Origin of the sequence: Brevibacterium paucivorans (genome assembly GCF_016907735.1) — a bacterium.
Taxonomy (GTDB): domain Bacteria; phylum Actinomycetota; class Actinomycetes; order Actinomycetales; family Brevibacteriaceae; genus Brevibacterium; species Brevibacterium paucivorans.
On sequence record NZ_JAFBCP010000001.1, the window covers coordinates 2,049,083 to 2,063,263 of the forward strand.

General features: G+C 58.9%; 14 protein-coding genes. 13 read left to right on the forward strand and 1 reads right to left on the reverse strand.

Features of this window, described 5'->3' with window-relative positions:
- Positions 1–28 precede the first annotated feature (28 nt).
- The 13 genes from JOE56_RS09495 (at position 29) to JOE56_RS09555 (ending at position 12,852) form a co-directional block, all read left to right on the forward strand.
- Positions 29–727, forward strand: coding sequence for a segregation and condensation protein A (locus JOE56_RS09495; protein ID WP_420867796.1), 699 nt, complete (start codon positions 29–31; stop codon positions 725–727).
- Entirely contained in the window at positions 702–1,253 is a 552-nt protein-coding gene (scpB, locus tag JOE56_RS09500) for an SMC-Scp complex subunit ScpB (protein WP_204515776.1), read from the forward strand. The genes JOE56_RS09495 and scpB overlap by 26 nt, the downstream gene beginning before the upstream one ends.
- Positions 1,250–2,065 (forward strand): pseudouridine synthase, encoded by an 816-nt coding sequence (locus JOE56_RS09505; RefSeq protein WP_204515777.1) that lies wholly within the window; start codon positions 1,250–1,252, stop codon positions 2,063–2,065. Before scpB ends, JOE56_RS09505 begins: the two co-directional genes overlap by 4 nt.
- Positions 2,062–3,150: a prephenate dehydrogenase gene (locus JOE56_RS09510; RefSeq protein ID WP_204515778.1), complete on the forward strand. Its 1,089-nt coding sequence runs from the start codon at positions 2,062–2,064 to the stop codon at positions 3,148–3,150. The genes JOE56_RS09505 and JOE56_RS09510 overlap by 4 nt, the downstream gene beginning before the upstream one ends.
- Positions 3,147–3,827 (forward strand): (d)CMP kinase, encoded by a 681-nt coding sequence (gene cmk / locus JOE56_RS09515; RefSeq protein ID WP_204515779.1) that lies wholly within the window; start codon positions 3,147–3,149, stop codon positions 3,825–3,827. Before JOE56_RS09510 ends, cmk begins: the two co-directional genes overlap by 4 nt.
- A complete protein-coding gene (der, locus tag JOE56_RS09520) occupies positions 3,824–5,335 on the forward strand; it encodes a ribosome biogenesis GTPase Der (protein ID WP_204515780.1) in 1,512 nt (503 codons plus the stop codon). The genes cmk and der overlap by 4 nt, the downstream gene beginning before the upstream one ends.
- Positions 5,335–6,570 carry an AI-2E family transporter gene (locus tag JOE56_RS09525; protein WP_204515781.1) on the forward strand — a complete coding sequence of 412 codons (1,236 nt, stop codon included), beginning with the start codon at positions 5,335–5,337 and terminating at the stop codon, positions 6,568–6,570. Before der ends, JOE56_RS09525 begins: the two co-directional genes overlap by 1 nt.
- Positions 6,571–6,573: 3 nt before the next feature.
- A complete protein-coding gene (locus JOE56_RS09530) occupies positions 6,574–7,209 on the forward strand; it encodes an L-threonylcarbamoyladenylate synthase (protein ID WP_204515782.1) in 636 nt (211 codons plus the stop codon).
- 85 nt (positions 7,210–7,294) lie between these two features.
- On the forward strand, positions 7,295–8,044 hold the full coding sequence (locus tag JOE56_RS09535; protein ID WP_204515783.1) for an SDR family oxidoreductase: 750 nt from the start codon (positions 7,295–7,297) through the stop codon (positions 8,042–8,044).
- 12 nt (positions 8,045–8,056) lie between these two features.
- The gene (locus tag JOE56_RS09540; protein ID WP_204515784.1) at positions 8,057–9,256 is read left to right on the forward strand and encodes an acetyl-CoA C-acyltransferase; all 1,200 of its coding nucleotides are present in this window, start codon (positions 8,057–8,059) and stop codon (positions 9,254–9,256) included.
- A 60-nt stretch (positions 9,257–9,316) separates the two neighbouring features.
- Entirely contained in the window at positions 9,317–10,978 is a 1,662-nt protein-coding gene (locus JOE56_RS09545) for a class I adenylate-forming enzyme family protein (RefSeq protein ID WP_204515785.1), read from the forward strand.
- A 65-nt stretch (positions 10,979–11,043) separates the two neighbouring features.
- Complete coding sequence (locus JOE56_RS09550) at positions 11,044–12,381, forward strand: MATE family efflux transporter (protein ID WP_204515786.1); 1,338 nt, start codon at positions 11,044–11,046, stop codon at positions 12,379–12,381.
- 9 nt (positions 12,382–12,390) lie between these two features.
- Positions 12,391–12,852 (forward strand): GNAT family N-acetyltransferase, encoded by a 462-nt coding sequence (locus JOE56_RS09555; protein ID WP_204515787.1) that lies wholly within the window; start codon positions 12,391–12,393, stop codon positions 12,850–12,852.
- A 19-nt stretch (positions 12,853–12,871) separates the two neighbouring features.
- Here JOE56_RS09555 and JOE56_RS09560 read toward each other — a convergent pair whose 3' ends face one another.
- A complete protein-coding gene (locus tag JOE56_RS09560) occupies positions 12,872–14,176 on the reverse strand; it encodes a M1 family aminopeptidase (protein ID WP_204515788.1) in 1,305 nt (434 codons plus the stop codon).
- Positions 14,177–14,181 lie beyond the last annotated feature (5 nt).

Genomic DNA, 14,181 nt, shown 5'->3' on the forward strand with positions numbered 1-14,181 from the left:
GGGGCTCATCAGTAAACGTAAACTCGACATTACCGATGTAGCCCTCGCGGAAGTCACCGACGAGTTCGTCGAACACGTGAACGTGCTTACCACCTCGGCCCAGGAAGCCGGCTGGAGCACAGCCAAAACCCTGGACCAACTATCCAACTTCCTCCTGGTCGCCTCCACCCTGCTTGACCTTAAAACCGCGCGCCTGCTGCCCGCCGGGACTGTCGAAGACGAACTCGATTTAGAACTGCTCGAAGCCAGAGACCTTCTCTTTGCGCGACTCTTGCAATACCGCGCGTACAAAGCCGTGTCTTATGAACTGGGCGAACGGATCACCCAAACCGGATACTCGGTGGCCAACAGTGGCAACATGAGTGACTTCCAGGGCGTTCTGCCCCCGCTCATCATGTCGGCGACACCAGACATGCTGGCCGCCATGTATGCGACCGTGCTGGCACGCGACACCACGCCGCCCACCGTGTCGATCGACCACATTCACCTCCAACACGTCAGCGTTCCCGAACAGCGCGCCCACATTCTTGGTTTGCTCACCGAACGTGAGACGATTACATTTGATGAACTTGCCCAGACGGCCGACTCCACCCTGGTGGTCGTCGCACGGTTTTTAGCACTGCTGGAGTTGTTTAAAGCCGGCACAATCGATCTGGACCAAGACGCACCGCTGAGTACACTCGTCATCTCCGGGAGGACACATGACACCACTGACCACACGGATTGAAGCGATCCTGACGGTCATTGGCGAACCGGTGACCACCGACGAACTCGCGACCGCACTTGAAGTCAGTCCACAAGAGATTGAGCAGGCGATTGAAGAGTTACACGACGAATACTCCACCGGACGCGTCAGCGGTTTCGAAATCCGCAAATCAGCAGGTGGGTGGCAGTTCCACTCCCGCCCAGAACACTTCGACACCGTCAAACAGTTCCTGACTCGTGGCCAGACCGCCAAGCTCAGCCAAGCAGCCCTGGAAACCTTGGCAGTTGTCGCGTACGCACAGCCCGTGACCCGCGCGCGCATCGCAGCCATCAGAGGCGTTAACGTCGACGGAGTGGTGCGTACCCTACTCATGCGCGGTCTCATTGTTGAAGCCCCAAAAACAGAAGGCCCCACCCAGTTCGTCACCTCCCACGTGTTTCTGTCAGCCATGGGAATCGACAGCCTCGACGAACTTCCAGCAATCGCCCCATTCCTCCCAGAAGACGTCCCACAAGAAGCCACCTTTGACACGAAGGAAACAACGTGAACTTTGACAAGAAGCGCCCCAGCCGCAAACAGCGCGAAGCCAACATCGCCCGCGCCCAGAAACAAACCACCTCGGACCCACACACCCAAACCGGGGTACGCCTCCAGAAAGTCATGGCGGACGCCGGACTGGGGTCGCGACGCACGTGCGAACAGATGATCCTGGACGGGCGCGTGGAAGTCGACGGCCACATCGTGATCGAACTGGGTACCCGAATCGACCCCACCAAACAGCGCCTGGTGGTCGACTCCATGCCCATCGAGGTGAACTCCGAAAAGGTGTACTTCGCACTCAACAAACCCGCCAAGGTCGTCTCGTCCATGGGCGACCCCGAAGGCCGACGCAACCTCGACGAATTCGTCCGCGACCGCACCGAACGCCTCTTCCACGTAGGACGCTTGGACTACGAAACAGAAGGGCTGCTCCTTTTGACAAACGACGGGGACATGGCCAACCGGCTTACCCACCCACGCTATGAGATCCCCAAGAAATACCTGGCCCAAGTCAAGGGCCCCGTGGCCAAAGACGTGGGCGCTCGCTTGCGTGAAGGAATCGAACTGGACGACGGCATCAGCCGGGTGGACTCGTTTAAACTCATCGACTCCCAGCCCGGGGTGGCTCTGGTGGAAGTGATTCTGCACTCTGGGAAAAACCGGATCGTTCGACGCTTGCTCAGTGCCGTGGGCAACCCGGTCCTACGCCTGGTGCGCACCGAATTTGGGCCCATTGCCCTTGCAGAACAGCGCCAAGGAAAAATGCGGCAACTGCGCCCGGAAGAGGTTTCAGAACTCATGAAAGCTGTTGATCTGTGAACGTACACATCGTAGGGACTGGACTGTTAGGCACCTCGCTTGGCCTGAGCTTGTCCCGGCACGGTTACCGTGTCACCCTCGAAGACCTTTCACCCACGGCCGTGCAACTCGCAGCCGACATGGGAGCCGGCGAAGCGGATCACCCTAAGGACCCCGACGTCGTCGTCATTGCCACGCCTCCCGACGTGGTCGCACAGGTCATCGTCGACGCACTGCGCACATGGCCCAACGCCACCATCACCGATGTCGCGAGCGTCAAAACCGCCATCTTGGACGCAGTCAAGCAGCACACACGCGACCGGGAACTGGACCGCTACATCGGTTCACACCCCATGGCCGGTCGCGAAAAATCCGGCGCGATCGCAGCCCGGGCCGACCTGTTCATGGGTCGCCCATGGGTCGTGTGCTCCGACGAAGACACCCCACAGGAGCGCTTGGAACAGGTCGTGACAATCGCGCAGGCCGTAGGTGCCTCGGTCATGCACCTGGACCCGCTGTTCCACGACTCCTCAGTGGCCCGAGTCTCTCACGCCCCGCAAGTCGTGGCCTCGATCATGGCTGCCCAGCTGATCGACATGCCGTCAGAAGGCGTTGCGCTCGCTGGTCAAGGACTGCGTGACACCACCCGGATTGCGGATTCTGACCCGGGGTTGTGGACTCAGATTTTGGCGGGTAACGCCGCCGAGGTGGCAGCGGTGTTGCGTGATATCCGCAGTGATCTGGATAGAGTGATCGACGCGTTGGACGTGCGTCCGGGATCGCTGCGAACGATCGCCGGTTCGATTGCAGCTGGAAACGACGGTCGGGCTCGGATTCCCGGTAAGCACGGAATGGCACCGGCAACCTATGAGACGGTCACGGTGTACGTGGACGACGCGCCGGGAACGCTGTCACGGCTGTTTGCCGACATCGGTGGCCTGGGTGTGAACATTGAAGACATCCGGATCGACCATGCCACGGGCGTTAAACTGGGTAGCGTCGAACTTTCGGTCGTGCCCGCTCACGTGCAAGTTCTTGTGCAAGGCTTAAGCGAAAATGGGTGGCGTCTACCGGAGCAGGCTCTCGATCCCAAGGAGGAAAAGTGACCGTTATTGCTATCGATGGCCCCAGCGGAGTTGGGAAGTCCAGCGTTTCGCGTGAGGTTGCGCGTCGTAACGGCTTTGGGTACTTGGACACGGGGGCGATGTACCGGGCGATGGCGTGGCTGTGCTTGCAGCGTGGGGTGAGTGATCCCGGCGACGTGGTTGAACAAATCCGTGGCGTGGACTTCGAAATCTCGACCGACCCTGAACACGTTTCCGTCGAGGTCGACGGGATCGACGTCACCACCGACATCCGGTCAGAAGACGTCTCCACGAATGTGCAGATTGTTTCAAGCGTGCCTGACGCTCGCGAAGAACTCATTGGCATGCAGCGTGACATCATTTCTCGCGTGAGCGCAGACAAAGGCGGAATCGTCGTTGAAGGGCGTGACATTACAACTGTCGTTGCCCCCGACGCCGATGTTCGGATTCTCATGACCGCCCGCGAAGACGTGCGCATTGCTCGTCGGGCAGGCGAGATCCACGGTGAAGCCACCGAAGAATCAGTCGAGGCTACCCGCGCTCAGGTCGCTGACCGTGACCGCAAGGATTCGGCAACCACCAGCTTCCTCACGGCAGCCGAAGGCGTTCACACGCTGGACACCACCCACATTGACTTCGACGAATCGGTTGAGGCAGTCATGGGGCTCATTGACCAGGCGGACGGCGGTAACAAGTGACCAAGGAACCCGAATTTTCGCCTGTTCCTGACGAGGATTTTCACGAACGTTTCTCTGCTATTGACGGTGATGAAGAACGGCTCAGGGAAGAAAGTCTGCGAGCCGGCCTCGACGACTACGAACTCGAGGACGAAGACCGCGAACTTCTGGACCGTTCCCCGGACGACCACGACGCGAGTGGCCCCACGGGACCGTCACCGATCCTCGCGATTGTGGGCCGTCCAAACGTGGGTAAATCCACGCTGGTAAACCGTATTTTGGGCCGACGCGAGGCCGTTGTTGAAGACGTTCCTGGTGTGACCCGTGACCGCGTGAGCTACACGGCTCACTGGGCTGGCCGTGACATCACCCTGGTGGACACCGGAGGATGGGACATCGATTCGAAGGGGATGGCCTCACGGATCGCTGAGCAGGCTGAAATCGCGGTCGAACTCGCCGACGCCGTTGTGTTCGTGCTCGACGTACACACCGGCATCACCTCGACCGATGAGCACATTGTTCGCATGCTTCGCCGCACTGGTAAACCGGTGATCGTGGCGGCGAACAAGGTTGACGATGAGCGCTCGGAGTTGGCCGCGTTTGAGCTGTGGAACCTGGGGCTGGGCGAACCGTCACCGGTTTCGGCTATGCACGGCCGAGGTGTCGCTGATCTTCTGGACCGAGCTGTCGACGTTCTCCCCGCCGTGTCCGAGGTCGACCAGATGATGGAAGAAGGCGGGCCGCGCCGAGTGGCTCTCATTGGGCGCCCGAATGTGGGGAAGTCTTCGCTTCTGAACCGCCTTGTGGGTAGCGAACGCGTCATGGTGGACAACGTGGCTGGCACCACGCGCGACCCCGTGGACGAACTGGTGGTTTTGGGGGATCGGCAATGGCGTTTTGTGGACACGGCCGGTATCCGTAAGCGGGCGCGGCAGTCGTCTGGGGCTGACTATTACGCCGCCTTGCGTACGCAAACGGCGTTGGAGCGCGCCGAGGTGGCATTGGTTTTGTTGGAAGCCGATCAGCCCATCTCGGAGCAGGATCTGCGTGTGATCAACAGCGTCATTGAAGCTGGACGCGCCCTGGTTTTGGTGTTTAACAAATGGGACCTCCTGGATGAGGACCGGCGTCTTGAGCTCGAAAAGGAAATCGAGCTACAACTTGGGCACGTGTCGTGGGCGCCACGTGTGAACATTTCGGCAAAGACGGGGCGTCACGCCGACAAGCTCGTGCCCGCCCTGGACGGGGCCCTGAAGGGATGGGATACGCGGATTCCGACCGGCCGTCTTAACGCTTTCTTGGGCGAACTCGTTGCGGCGAACCCGCACCCGTTGCGCGGAGGAAAACAGCCACGCATTCTGTTTGGAACGCAGGCTCACCCGCGTCCGCCCAAGTTTGTTCTGTTCACTACGGGATTCTTGGACCCGGGGTATCGGCGGTTCATTACGCGTCGCTTGCGTGAAACGTTCGACTTCACGGGAACCCCAGTTGAGATCAACATGCGCATTCGCGAGAAAAGGAAGCGCTAGTGGACACTGATTCCACTCGCCAGCCGATTCTTCCGCGATTCCTCATCATTGTTTTGGGACTCGCGGGTTTGGCGTTTGGAATCCAGTTTGTGCAAGGGCTGCAAACGATCGTGGCCCCTGTGTTTTTGGCGCTGAACCTGGTGGTCGTGGTGCATCCGCTGCAGGCGTATCTGATTTCTAAACGCGTGCCAGCGATTATTGCAGCGTCGATCACCGTGGTGTTGGTCATGGCTCTGTTGGTTGCGTTCTTTGGGCTCAACGCGTGGGCAATCGCCGAACTGGTCATTGTACTTCCCAGCTATTCGGGAAAACTGGCGGAACTCTACGGGGACATCATTGGCGTCACCACGTCGTGGGGACTCACCCCCGAGGTGATCCAGAGCCAACTCAACGCGTTCGACTTTTCGTCCTTGACCGACGCGGCCCTGAAAGTTCTGTCGAATGTGTCAGCCATTGTTGCGTTGTTGACCACGGTGATCATGACGGTGTTCTTCGTGATTATGGATTCGTTGCAGTTCCCGGCTCGTTTACAGGCGATCAGCAATGTGGCCCCGCAGTTCACCTACGCCATGCGCTCCTTTGGGCAGGGCGTGCGACGCTACTGGATCGTGGCTACGATTTTTGGTCTGATCGTGGCGGTTTTCGACGTCATTGCTCTGTGGATCATTGGTGTTCCACTCGCTTTAGTCTGGGGTGTTCTGGCTTTTACCACCAACTACATCCCCAACGTGGGACTCATCATTGGCCTGGTTCCACCCACCCTCATGGCGTTGCTAGAAGGAAGCTGGTGGGACGCGTTTTGGGTGGTCGTCGCGTACTTGACGCTCAACTTCGTCATCCAGTCGATTATCCAGCCCAAGTTCACAGGCGAATCGGTGGGTGTGACTCCCTTTATCTCGTTCCTTTCGCTTCTGTTCTGGTACTGGGTCTTAGGGCCGTTGGGCGCTCTTCTCGCACTTCCTGCCACCCTGTTGGTCAAGGCACTCTTGGTGGACGCCGACCCCCGGGCGCGGTGGATCAACCTGCTGATCTCGTCAGGTTTTAACCGGCACACCGGCAAGATACTCGCCACGTCCGGAGCTCCCACGGGCCCGGAACCGGAAGCCACCTCGGAACCCGCAGCCACCGCGGAACCTGCACCCACCTCGGATCCGGAAGAGGATTCAGAAACCACCTCGGAGGATACAGAAGACCCAGAAAACCCGGAAACCACCTCGGGGGACGCCATAAAATAAAGCATGGCTGAAATTCTTGAGATCCATCCGGAAAACCCTCAACCACGACTCATTTCATCTGTTGTTGACGTGATCACAAACGGCGGTTTGATCGCCTACCCAACGGACTCGTGCTACGCGCTTGGGTGTTCGCTGGACAACAAGGACGGCATCGAACGCATTACGCGGATTCGGCAGTTGAACGCGAAGCACCACTTCACGCTCATGTGTCACGACTTCGCTCAGCTGGGCCAGTTTGTCATTGTCGACAACAGCGCCTTTCGTACCATTAAAACGCTCACGCCTGGGCCGTATACGTTCATTCTCAAGGCCACAAAAGAGGTTCCCCGGCGCATGTTGCACGCCAAAAAGAAGACTGTGGGAGCACGCATTCCCGACAACCGACTGTCGCTGGATCTGATTGAGCGCGTGGGCGAGCCGATCCTGTCGTCCACCTTGCTGCTGCCGGGTGAAGATGAGCCTTTGACTGATCCGGTTGATGTGGAAGCACGCATTGGCAAACTTGTCGATGTCATTGTGGCTTCGGGGGTGCCAGGAACTACTCCGTCGACTGTTGTGGACTTCTCAAGTGGCGCTCCCGTTGTCAGGCGCGTGGGGGCGGGATCGATCGATCTGTTCGACACGGTCGACGAGGACTGAACACACGTGAGAACCGGTTGCATCTAAACGAGTGTTCAGTTAAGAATGTGATAGACCACACAGACGTGGAGAATAGAGGTTGATTGTGAATAGAACTGCAATTGTCACCGGTGGAGCTCGCGGAATTGGCGCGGCTATCGCTACTCGTCTCGCACAGGACGGGCACAACGTAGCTGTCATCGACCTGCGCGAAGAAGACACTCAAGCCGTTGTCAAAGAGATCGAAGCGGCAGGCGGAAAAGCACTGGGAATCGGTGCCGACGTTACCGACGAAGCCTCCGCAACCCAAGCCGTTGAACGTATCGCTGAGGAATTGGGCGCGCCCACCATTCTGGTGAACAACGCAGGCATCATTCGCGACGACATGCTCTTCAAGATGCCATTGGACGGCTTCACCAAGGTATTGGACGTTCACCTCACGGGTAACTTCATCATGACTAAAGCCGTGCAGAAGTACATGGTGGAAGAAAAGTTTGGCCGCATTATTTCCATGTCGTCCACCTCGGCACTGGGTAACCGTGGGCAGACCAACTACTCGGCAGCTAAAGCCGGGATTCAGGGCATGACCAAGACGTACGCGTTCGAACTGGGTAAGTTCGGCGTGACCGCCAACGCTATTGCTCCTGGATTCATCCAAACCGACATGACCAAGGCCACGGCAGAACGCCTGGGCATGGACTGGGAAGAGTTCGTCAAACTCAACGTCTCCCAGATCCCTGTTGCACGCCCAGGTGTCCCAGAAGACATCGCCCACACCACGTCGTTCTTGGCTTCAGAAGGTGCCGGATTCGTTTCCGGTCAGGTCATTTACGTCGCCGGTGGGCCACGCAACTAAAGGAGACGACTCATGACAGACGCAGTCATCGTTTCAACTGCACGCACCCCCATTGGTAAGGCTTACCGCGGTGCGTTTAACAACACGCAGTCGCAGACACTCGCTGGTCACGCGATCGAACACGCAGTCCAGCGCGCCGGTCTCGAAGGTGGCGAAGTTGAAGACGTCATCATCGGTGCAGCACTTCAGCAGGGTGCCCAGGGCGGTAACGTGGCACGTCAGGCTGCGATTCGTGCGGGCCTGCCTGTTGAGGTGTCCGGCATGAGCGTGGATCGCCAGTGTGCCTCTGGTCTGATGGCGATTTCGATTGCCGCCAAGCAGATTCTGGTTGACGGTATGAATGTTGCTGTGGGTGGTGGCGTTGAGTCCGTGTCGCTGGTTCAGAACGACAAGATGAACACGTTCAAGACCAAGGACCCGTGGATCGTTGAGCACCGCCCGGACACGTACTACTCCATGTTGGAAACCGCCGAGGTCGTTGCTAAGCGGTATGGCGTGTCCCGTGAGGCTCAAGACGAGTATTCGTACCAGTCGCAGATGCGCACGGCGGCCGCCCAGGAAGCTGGGAAGTTCGACGACGAGATTGTTCCTTTGGAATCCACCATGTTGGTGCAGGACAAAGAGACAAAAGAGATCTCGGAAAAGACGCTGACGCTCACCAAGGACGAAGGTAATCGTCCGTCCACAACGCTTGAAGGACTCGCAAGCCTCAAGCCGGTGCTGGAGCCAAGCGAACTGTCCGACACTCCGTGCATCACAGCCGGAAACGCGTCACAGCTTTCCGACGGTGCATCGGCAGCAGTTCTCATGAGCGATGCCGAAGCCTCACGCCGCGGCCTGGAGCCACTGGGCATCTACCGAGGGATCGCGGTTGCGGGTCTAGCCCCTGACGAAATGGGGATCGGACCGGTGTATGCGGTTCCAAAACTGCTCAAGCAACACGGGCTGACGGTCGATGACATTGGCCTGTGGGAGCTCAACGAAGCGTTTGCCGTTCAAGCCCTGTACTGCCGTGACCGTTTGGGAATTGACCCGGAAAAGTACAACGTCAACGGTGGCGGTATTTCGGTTGGACACCCGTACGGAATGACCGGTGCGCGCCTGACCGGGCACGCACTCATCGAAGGTAAACGACGCGGCGCTAAGTACGTTGTTGTCACCATGTGCGTTGGTGGCGGCATGGGCGCCGCAGGACTGTTCGAAGTCTGTTAACAACCCCCACACCGGGTGGCCACCGCGCCACCCGGTGTCTTTGTCACAAAGGAGTGACCAATGAGCTGGATTGACGAAAAACCTTGGATTAAAACCGCGTACGACAACCCCGAGGACGCGACTCCTATTCCTCTCACACCTCCGCTTGATCTGTGGATTGACGCGGTCAACGAGGTTCCTGAACACCCCGCGATCTATTACTACGGAACCGAACTCACCTACAGCGAAGTCGACCGCATGAGTAACGCGTTCGCGGCGTACCTTTCCCAGAACGGCTTTGGTGAAGACGACCCACTGGGCGTGTACCTGCAAAACGTTCCGCACTACATGATCACGGTCATCGCCGTGTGGAAACTGGGCGGAGTCGTTGTCCCACTCAACCCCATGTACCGGGACGAACTCGACCACATTTTCAGCGACTCCGAGGTGAAAGCACTCGTGGTTTCGGCAGCAGCGTACATGGATCGGGTGAAGGACCACGCCGGTGACATTCCACTGGTGGTGACGGTGGGCGAACACGATTTCGTCACCACCAACGAACCGGCCATTTTCGACATGTTCCCGCAACAGATCGACACGGGGAAGCCCGACTTCCTCGCCGTGCTCAAAGAACACGACGGTGCCACGGTCACCGTCAACAAGCGCGCGCACGACCCGGACGCGGTGGGCCTCATCGGGTACACCTCGGGGACTTCTGGGAAATCTAAAGGCGCGCTCTTGCCGTTTAAGGGGCTTGGCGTCAACTCACTCATGCTGGTGCACCGTTATAAGTTCGAACCCAAGCTGACGTTCTATCAAATGGCGCCGGTATTCCACATCACCGGGTTTGTGTGCATTTTCTTGTCCGCAATCTCCACCAAAGCCACTCTGGTGCTCAACTATCGCTTTGACCCTGCAGTTGCGCTCAAACAGTTCCGCGAAACGCGCCCGGTTTACATGGCCGGGCCAGCCACAGCGTTCACGGCACTGCTCGCTCAGCCGGACTTCACGCCGGACGACTTCAGCTCCTTCCGCTCCATCATGTCCGGCGGAGCTGCTTTGCCTGAAGGCCTTGTCAAGAAGTTCGAAGAACGCGCGGGCATCTACGTAGGTCAAGGGTACGGGCTGACGGAAACCAGTGCTCAGTGCATCACCGTTCCCCACTGGTTGCGCGCCCCCGTGGACCCGGAGTCGGGCAACCTGTCGTGTGGTCTGCCCAGTGTGGACGCGCACGTGCGCATTGCTCGTGAAGACGGCTCCGACTGCGACCCAGGCGAAGTGGGCGAAGTCTATGTCAGCGGCCCTATGGTGGCGCACTGCTACCTGAACAACCCAACGGCAACAGAAACCGACATTCCGGACGGCGAACTCCACACCGGCGACGTGGGCTTCATGGACAAAGACGGATGGGTATACATCGTGGACCGCAAGAAGGACATGATCAACGCCTCCGGCTTCAAGGTGTGGCCACGTGAGGTCGAGGATGTCCTGTACCTGCACCCGGCCGTATCGGAAGCCGCCGTTGTGGGTGTCCCGGACGACTACCGCGGTGAAAACGTGGTCGCGTTCGTGACACTTCGGGCCGGCGAGGACGTCACTGAAGATCAGATCATCGAACACTGTCGCAAACACTTGGCGGCCTACAAAGCGCCACGCCAGGTGAACTTCATCGACGCACTGCCCAAGACCGCCTCGGGCAAAATCCTGCGCCGCGAAATGCGCGCGGTCGCCGCGGACCACTAACCCACGCTGCGATAGAAAAACCACAAAACCCACACGCACGGGCTAGCCCACTACAATTGGGGCCCGTGCGTGCTGTTGATCGTGACATTCTTCGTTTGGCGCTTCCGGCTTTGGGAGCGCTCGCTGCCGAACCCATCTTCCTCCTCGCCGACACTGCGATGGTAGGCCACCTGGGGAAGGACGCGTTGGCGTCCCTTGCGCTGGCCGGTGTGGTAGTGCAGACGGTCCTGGGACTCATGATTTTCCTCGCGTATGCGACCACCCCGCGTGTGGCCAGGTTTGTGGGCGCAGGGGATCTGAAACGGGCCGTGAGCGCCGGGTTTGACGGCATGTGGTTGGCCCTGGTGGTGTCCGTCGTTCTGGTGGCCGCCGGTCTGCCCCTGTTAGGCCCGGTTTTGCGCATGTTTGATCCCTCGCCCGAGGTGTTCGCCGGCGCCCTCTCATATGTCACCGTGTCGTGGTGGGGACTGCCGTTTATGCTGATCGTGATCGCTGCGACGGGACTGTTGCGCGGTATGCAAGACACCGTGACGCCACTCATCGTGGCAGCTGGTGGGTTTGGCCTAAACATTGGGCTCAACGCCGTGTTCATCTACGGAATGGGCTTAGGTGTTGCCGGTTCGGCGTGGGGGAGCGTGCTGGCTCATGCCGCCATGTGTTCTGTGTACCTGGTTTTCGCCGGGCGGGCGGCCCGGCGCCACAACGCCTCCTTGGCGCCCGACTGGTCGGGAGTGCTGTCAGCGGCTTCCACCTCGGGCTGGCTTCTCATCCGATCCGCGAGCCTGCGCGCGGCCCTCATTGTGCTGGTATCTGTTGCCAGCGTGATGGGCACCGTGAGCCTGGCGGCTGTGCAGATTGCCCAGACCCTGTTCAACTCGCTTGCGCTGGTGCTGGACTCGCTGGCGATCGCCGGGCAGGCCATGATCGGACTGTACGTGGGTAAGGACGACACGCAGAAGGTTCACACAGTCAAGACCCGCTTGATTGTGTGGGGTGTGGGATTCGGAGTCGTAGTGGGTGTTGTGCTCGCTGTTGTGAGTCCGTTCGTGGGAAGAGTGTTTACGTCCAGTCCCGAGGTCGTTTCCACCGTAGCTGTCCTGGTGCTGATCTTGGCACTGAGTATGCCTCTGGCCGGGTACGTGTTTACGCTGGACGGGATTCTCTTGGGTGCCTCCGATGCCCGTTATCTGGCGCTTGCACAGTTTGGTGCAGCTGCCGGTTTCGCCCTGCTGGTGTGGGCGGCGATGGGCATGAGCTTCACGATCAGTGCGCTATGGGCGTGCTTCTGTTTTGGGTTCATGGCTTTCCGTGCCGTGGGCTTGGGGGCACGGATGCGCGGCGAAGGGTGGATTCGTCGTGCGCGCGCCGTTGCGATACTCGACGCAAAGCAGAAAGAACATTAGCCTGGTGCCATGAACTTTAGTGGTGCGACAGAGCCGTCGACAACGCAACTTTTAGAACCGTTTCTCATGCTGTGCATTAACTGGTCAGGCACTCACACCAGTTTTGACGAACTCGACCCGCACGTGCGCGCCTACGTGGAGGACTGGGGCCAAGAAGGCGACCACGCACTGATTGCGTGGGAAGACGACCAGCCTGTGGGGGCTGCGTGGGTCCGTTACTTGCCCCACGGGTACGGGTATATCGCCGACGATGTTCCTGAACTCGCAGTTGCGGTCATTCCGGAGTTTCAAGGCCGGGGGATTGCGACCAAGCTCATTTCTAAACTCCATTCCAAGTTGTATGACGAAGGAATCGAGTCTGTGTCACTGTCGGTGAACCACGCCAACCCGGCGGCCGCACTGTTTGCCCAGTTGGGCTACATTACCGCCGGTGTTAACGGTGATTCGAGCTTGATGATCGCCTCGACCTAGAGCGGTTCTCAGGCGGTTTTTAGAACAGCCCGCCTGGGAAAGGCGGGAGTGACTGTTCGTAGAGCCACGGTGTGAGCACATCGTTGGCACCTTCGCCACAGACCTGATTCGTCATGGTGAGGAAATCCGTTGTGGTGGCATTCGCATGCTTATATGTCTGTGTCCAGGCGCGCAGAAGCGTGAAGAACTTCTCATCGCCCACGTGATGACGCAGGGCATGAACTGCTAGCGCGCCCTTTTTATACACCCGGTCGTCAAACATGTCTGGGGCACCGGGATTAGTGAGAATGAGCCCAGGCTTGAGCTTGAGCAAGCCCCAGTGGCGCTTGGCATGATTCGAAGCCACCTGGTGACCCTTGGACTCCGCCCACAGCCATTCGGAATAACACGCGAAACCTTCGTTGAGCCAGATGTCTGACCACGTGGTGAGGCTGACAGAGTTCCCGAACCACTGGTGGGAAAGCTCGTGCGCCACCAGACGTTCGGCTTCCCAGGACTGGCCAACATGGTTGGGGCCCAGGATGGAAAGCGGTTGGCTCTCAAGTGGGATCTCTAAGTGTTCGTTTGTGACAACCACGCCGTAACGGTCAAACGGGTAGGGGCCAAAAAGGTCTTCAAACACGTTCATCATTTGGTGCTGCAGGCTCAAGAAGTTCTGTGCTTTAGCCCAGTTGTGTTCGGCTGTTGCAAGCGCCATGGGAATACGAGACGCTTTATGCTGGCCAGGCTCCAGGGGTCCCATCTTGTAGGGGCCGATCTGGACGGTAGCCAGATACGTGGCCATGGGGACATTGCACTCCCAGACCCATTCGGTGCGCGACGCTTTGCGCCGGGTAGACGTGAGCGTGCCGTTCGCAATCGACACGTAGTCGGAGTCCGAAAGGATCGTGATGGTGTACGTGGACTTGTTCCGCGGGTGGTCGTTGCACGGGAACCACGTGGATGCGCCGTTGGGTTGACCGGCAACCAGCACGCCCTCTTCGAGTTCTTCCCAACCCACATCGCCCCATGTGCCCATGGCAGGGGCGGGGTTTCCGTTGTAGCGAATCTCGGCGCGAACTGGTGTCCCTGGAGTAAGCGCGGACCGGACGGTGACTTGACCCGGGGACTGCTTGAACCTGGTGGTCTTGCCGTTGACATACACCTTGGTGACGGTGAGACCAGACAAGTCGAGTTTAAAAGAACTGACCGCCTCGAGAGGTTCGATCTGGAGTGTGGCAATTCCGTTTAAACGGTTTGGGGCAGTGTGGTAGTCCAACCGCAGATCGTAGTGTGCAACTTTGTACGAAGTGCTCCCGCTCTGCGGTAGATAAGGGTCGGTCACGTAAG

Coding starts and splice junctions, on each gene's coding strand:
- scpB (WP_204515776.1), top strand. CDS start 702: ATGACACCACTGACCACACGGATTGAAGCGATCCTGACGGTCATTGGC.
- JOE56_RS09530 (WP_204515782.1), top strand. CDS start 6,574: ATGGCTGAAATTCTTGAGATCCATCCGGAAAACCCTCAACCACGACTC.
- JOE56_RS09545 (WP_204515785.1), top strand. CDS start 9,317: ATGAGCTGGATTGACGAAAAACCTTGGATTAAAACCGCGTACGACAAC.
- JOE56_RS09555 (WP_204515787.1), top strand. CDS start 12,391: ATGAACTTTAGTGGTGCGACAGAGCCGTCGACAACGCAACTTTTAGAA.
- JOE56_RS09540 (WP_204515784.1), top strand. CDS start 8,057: ATGACAGACGCAGTCATCGTTTCAACTGCACGCACCCCCATTGGTAAG.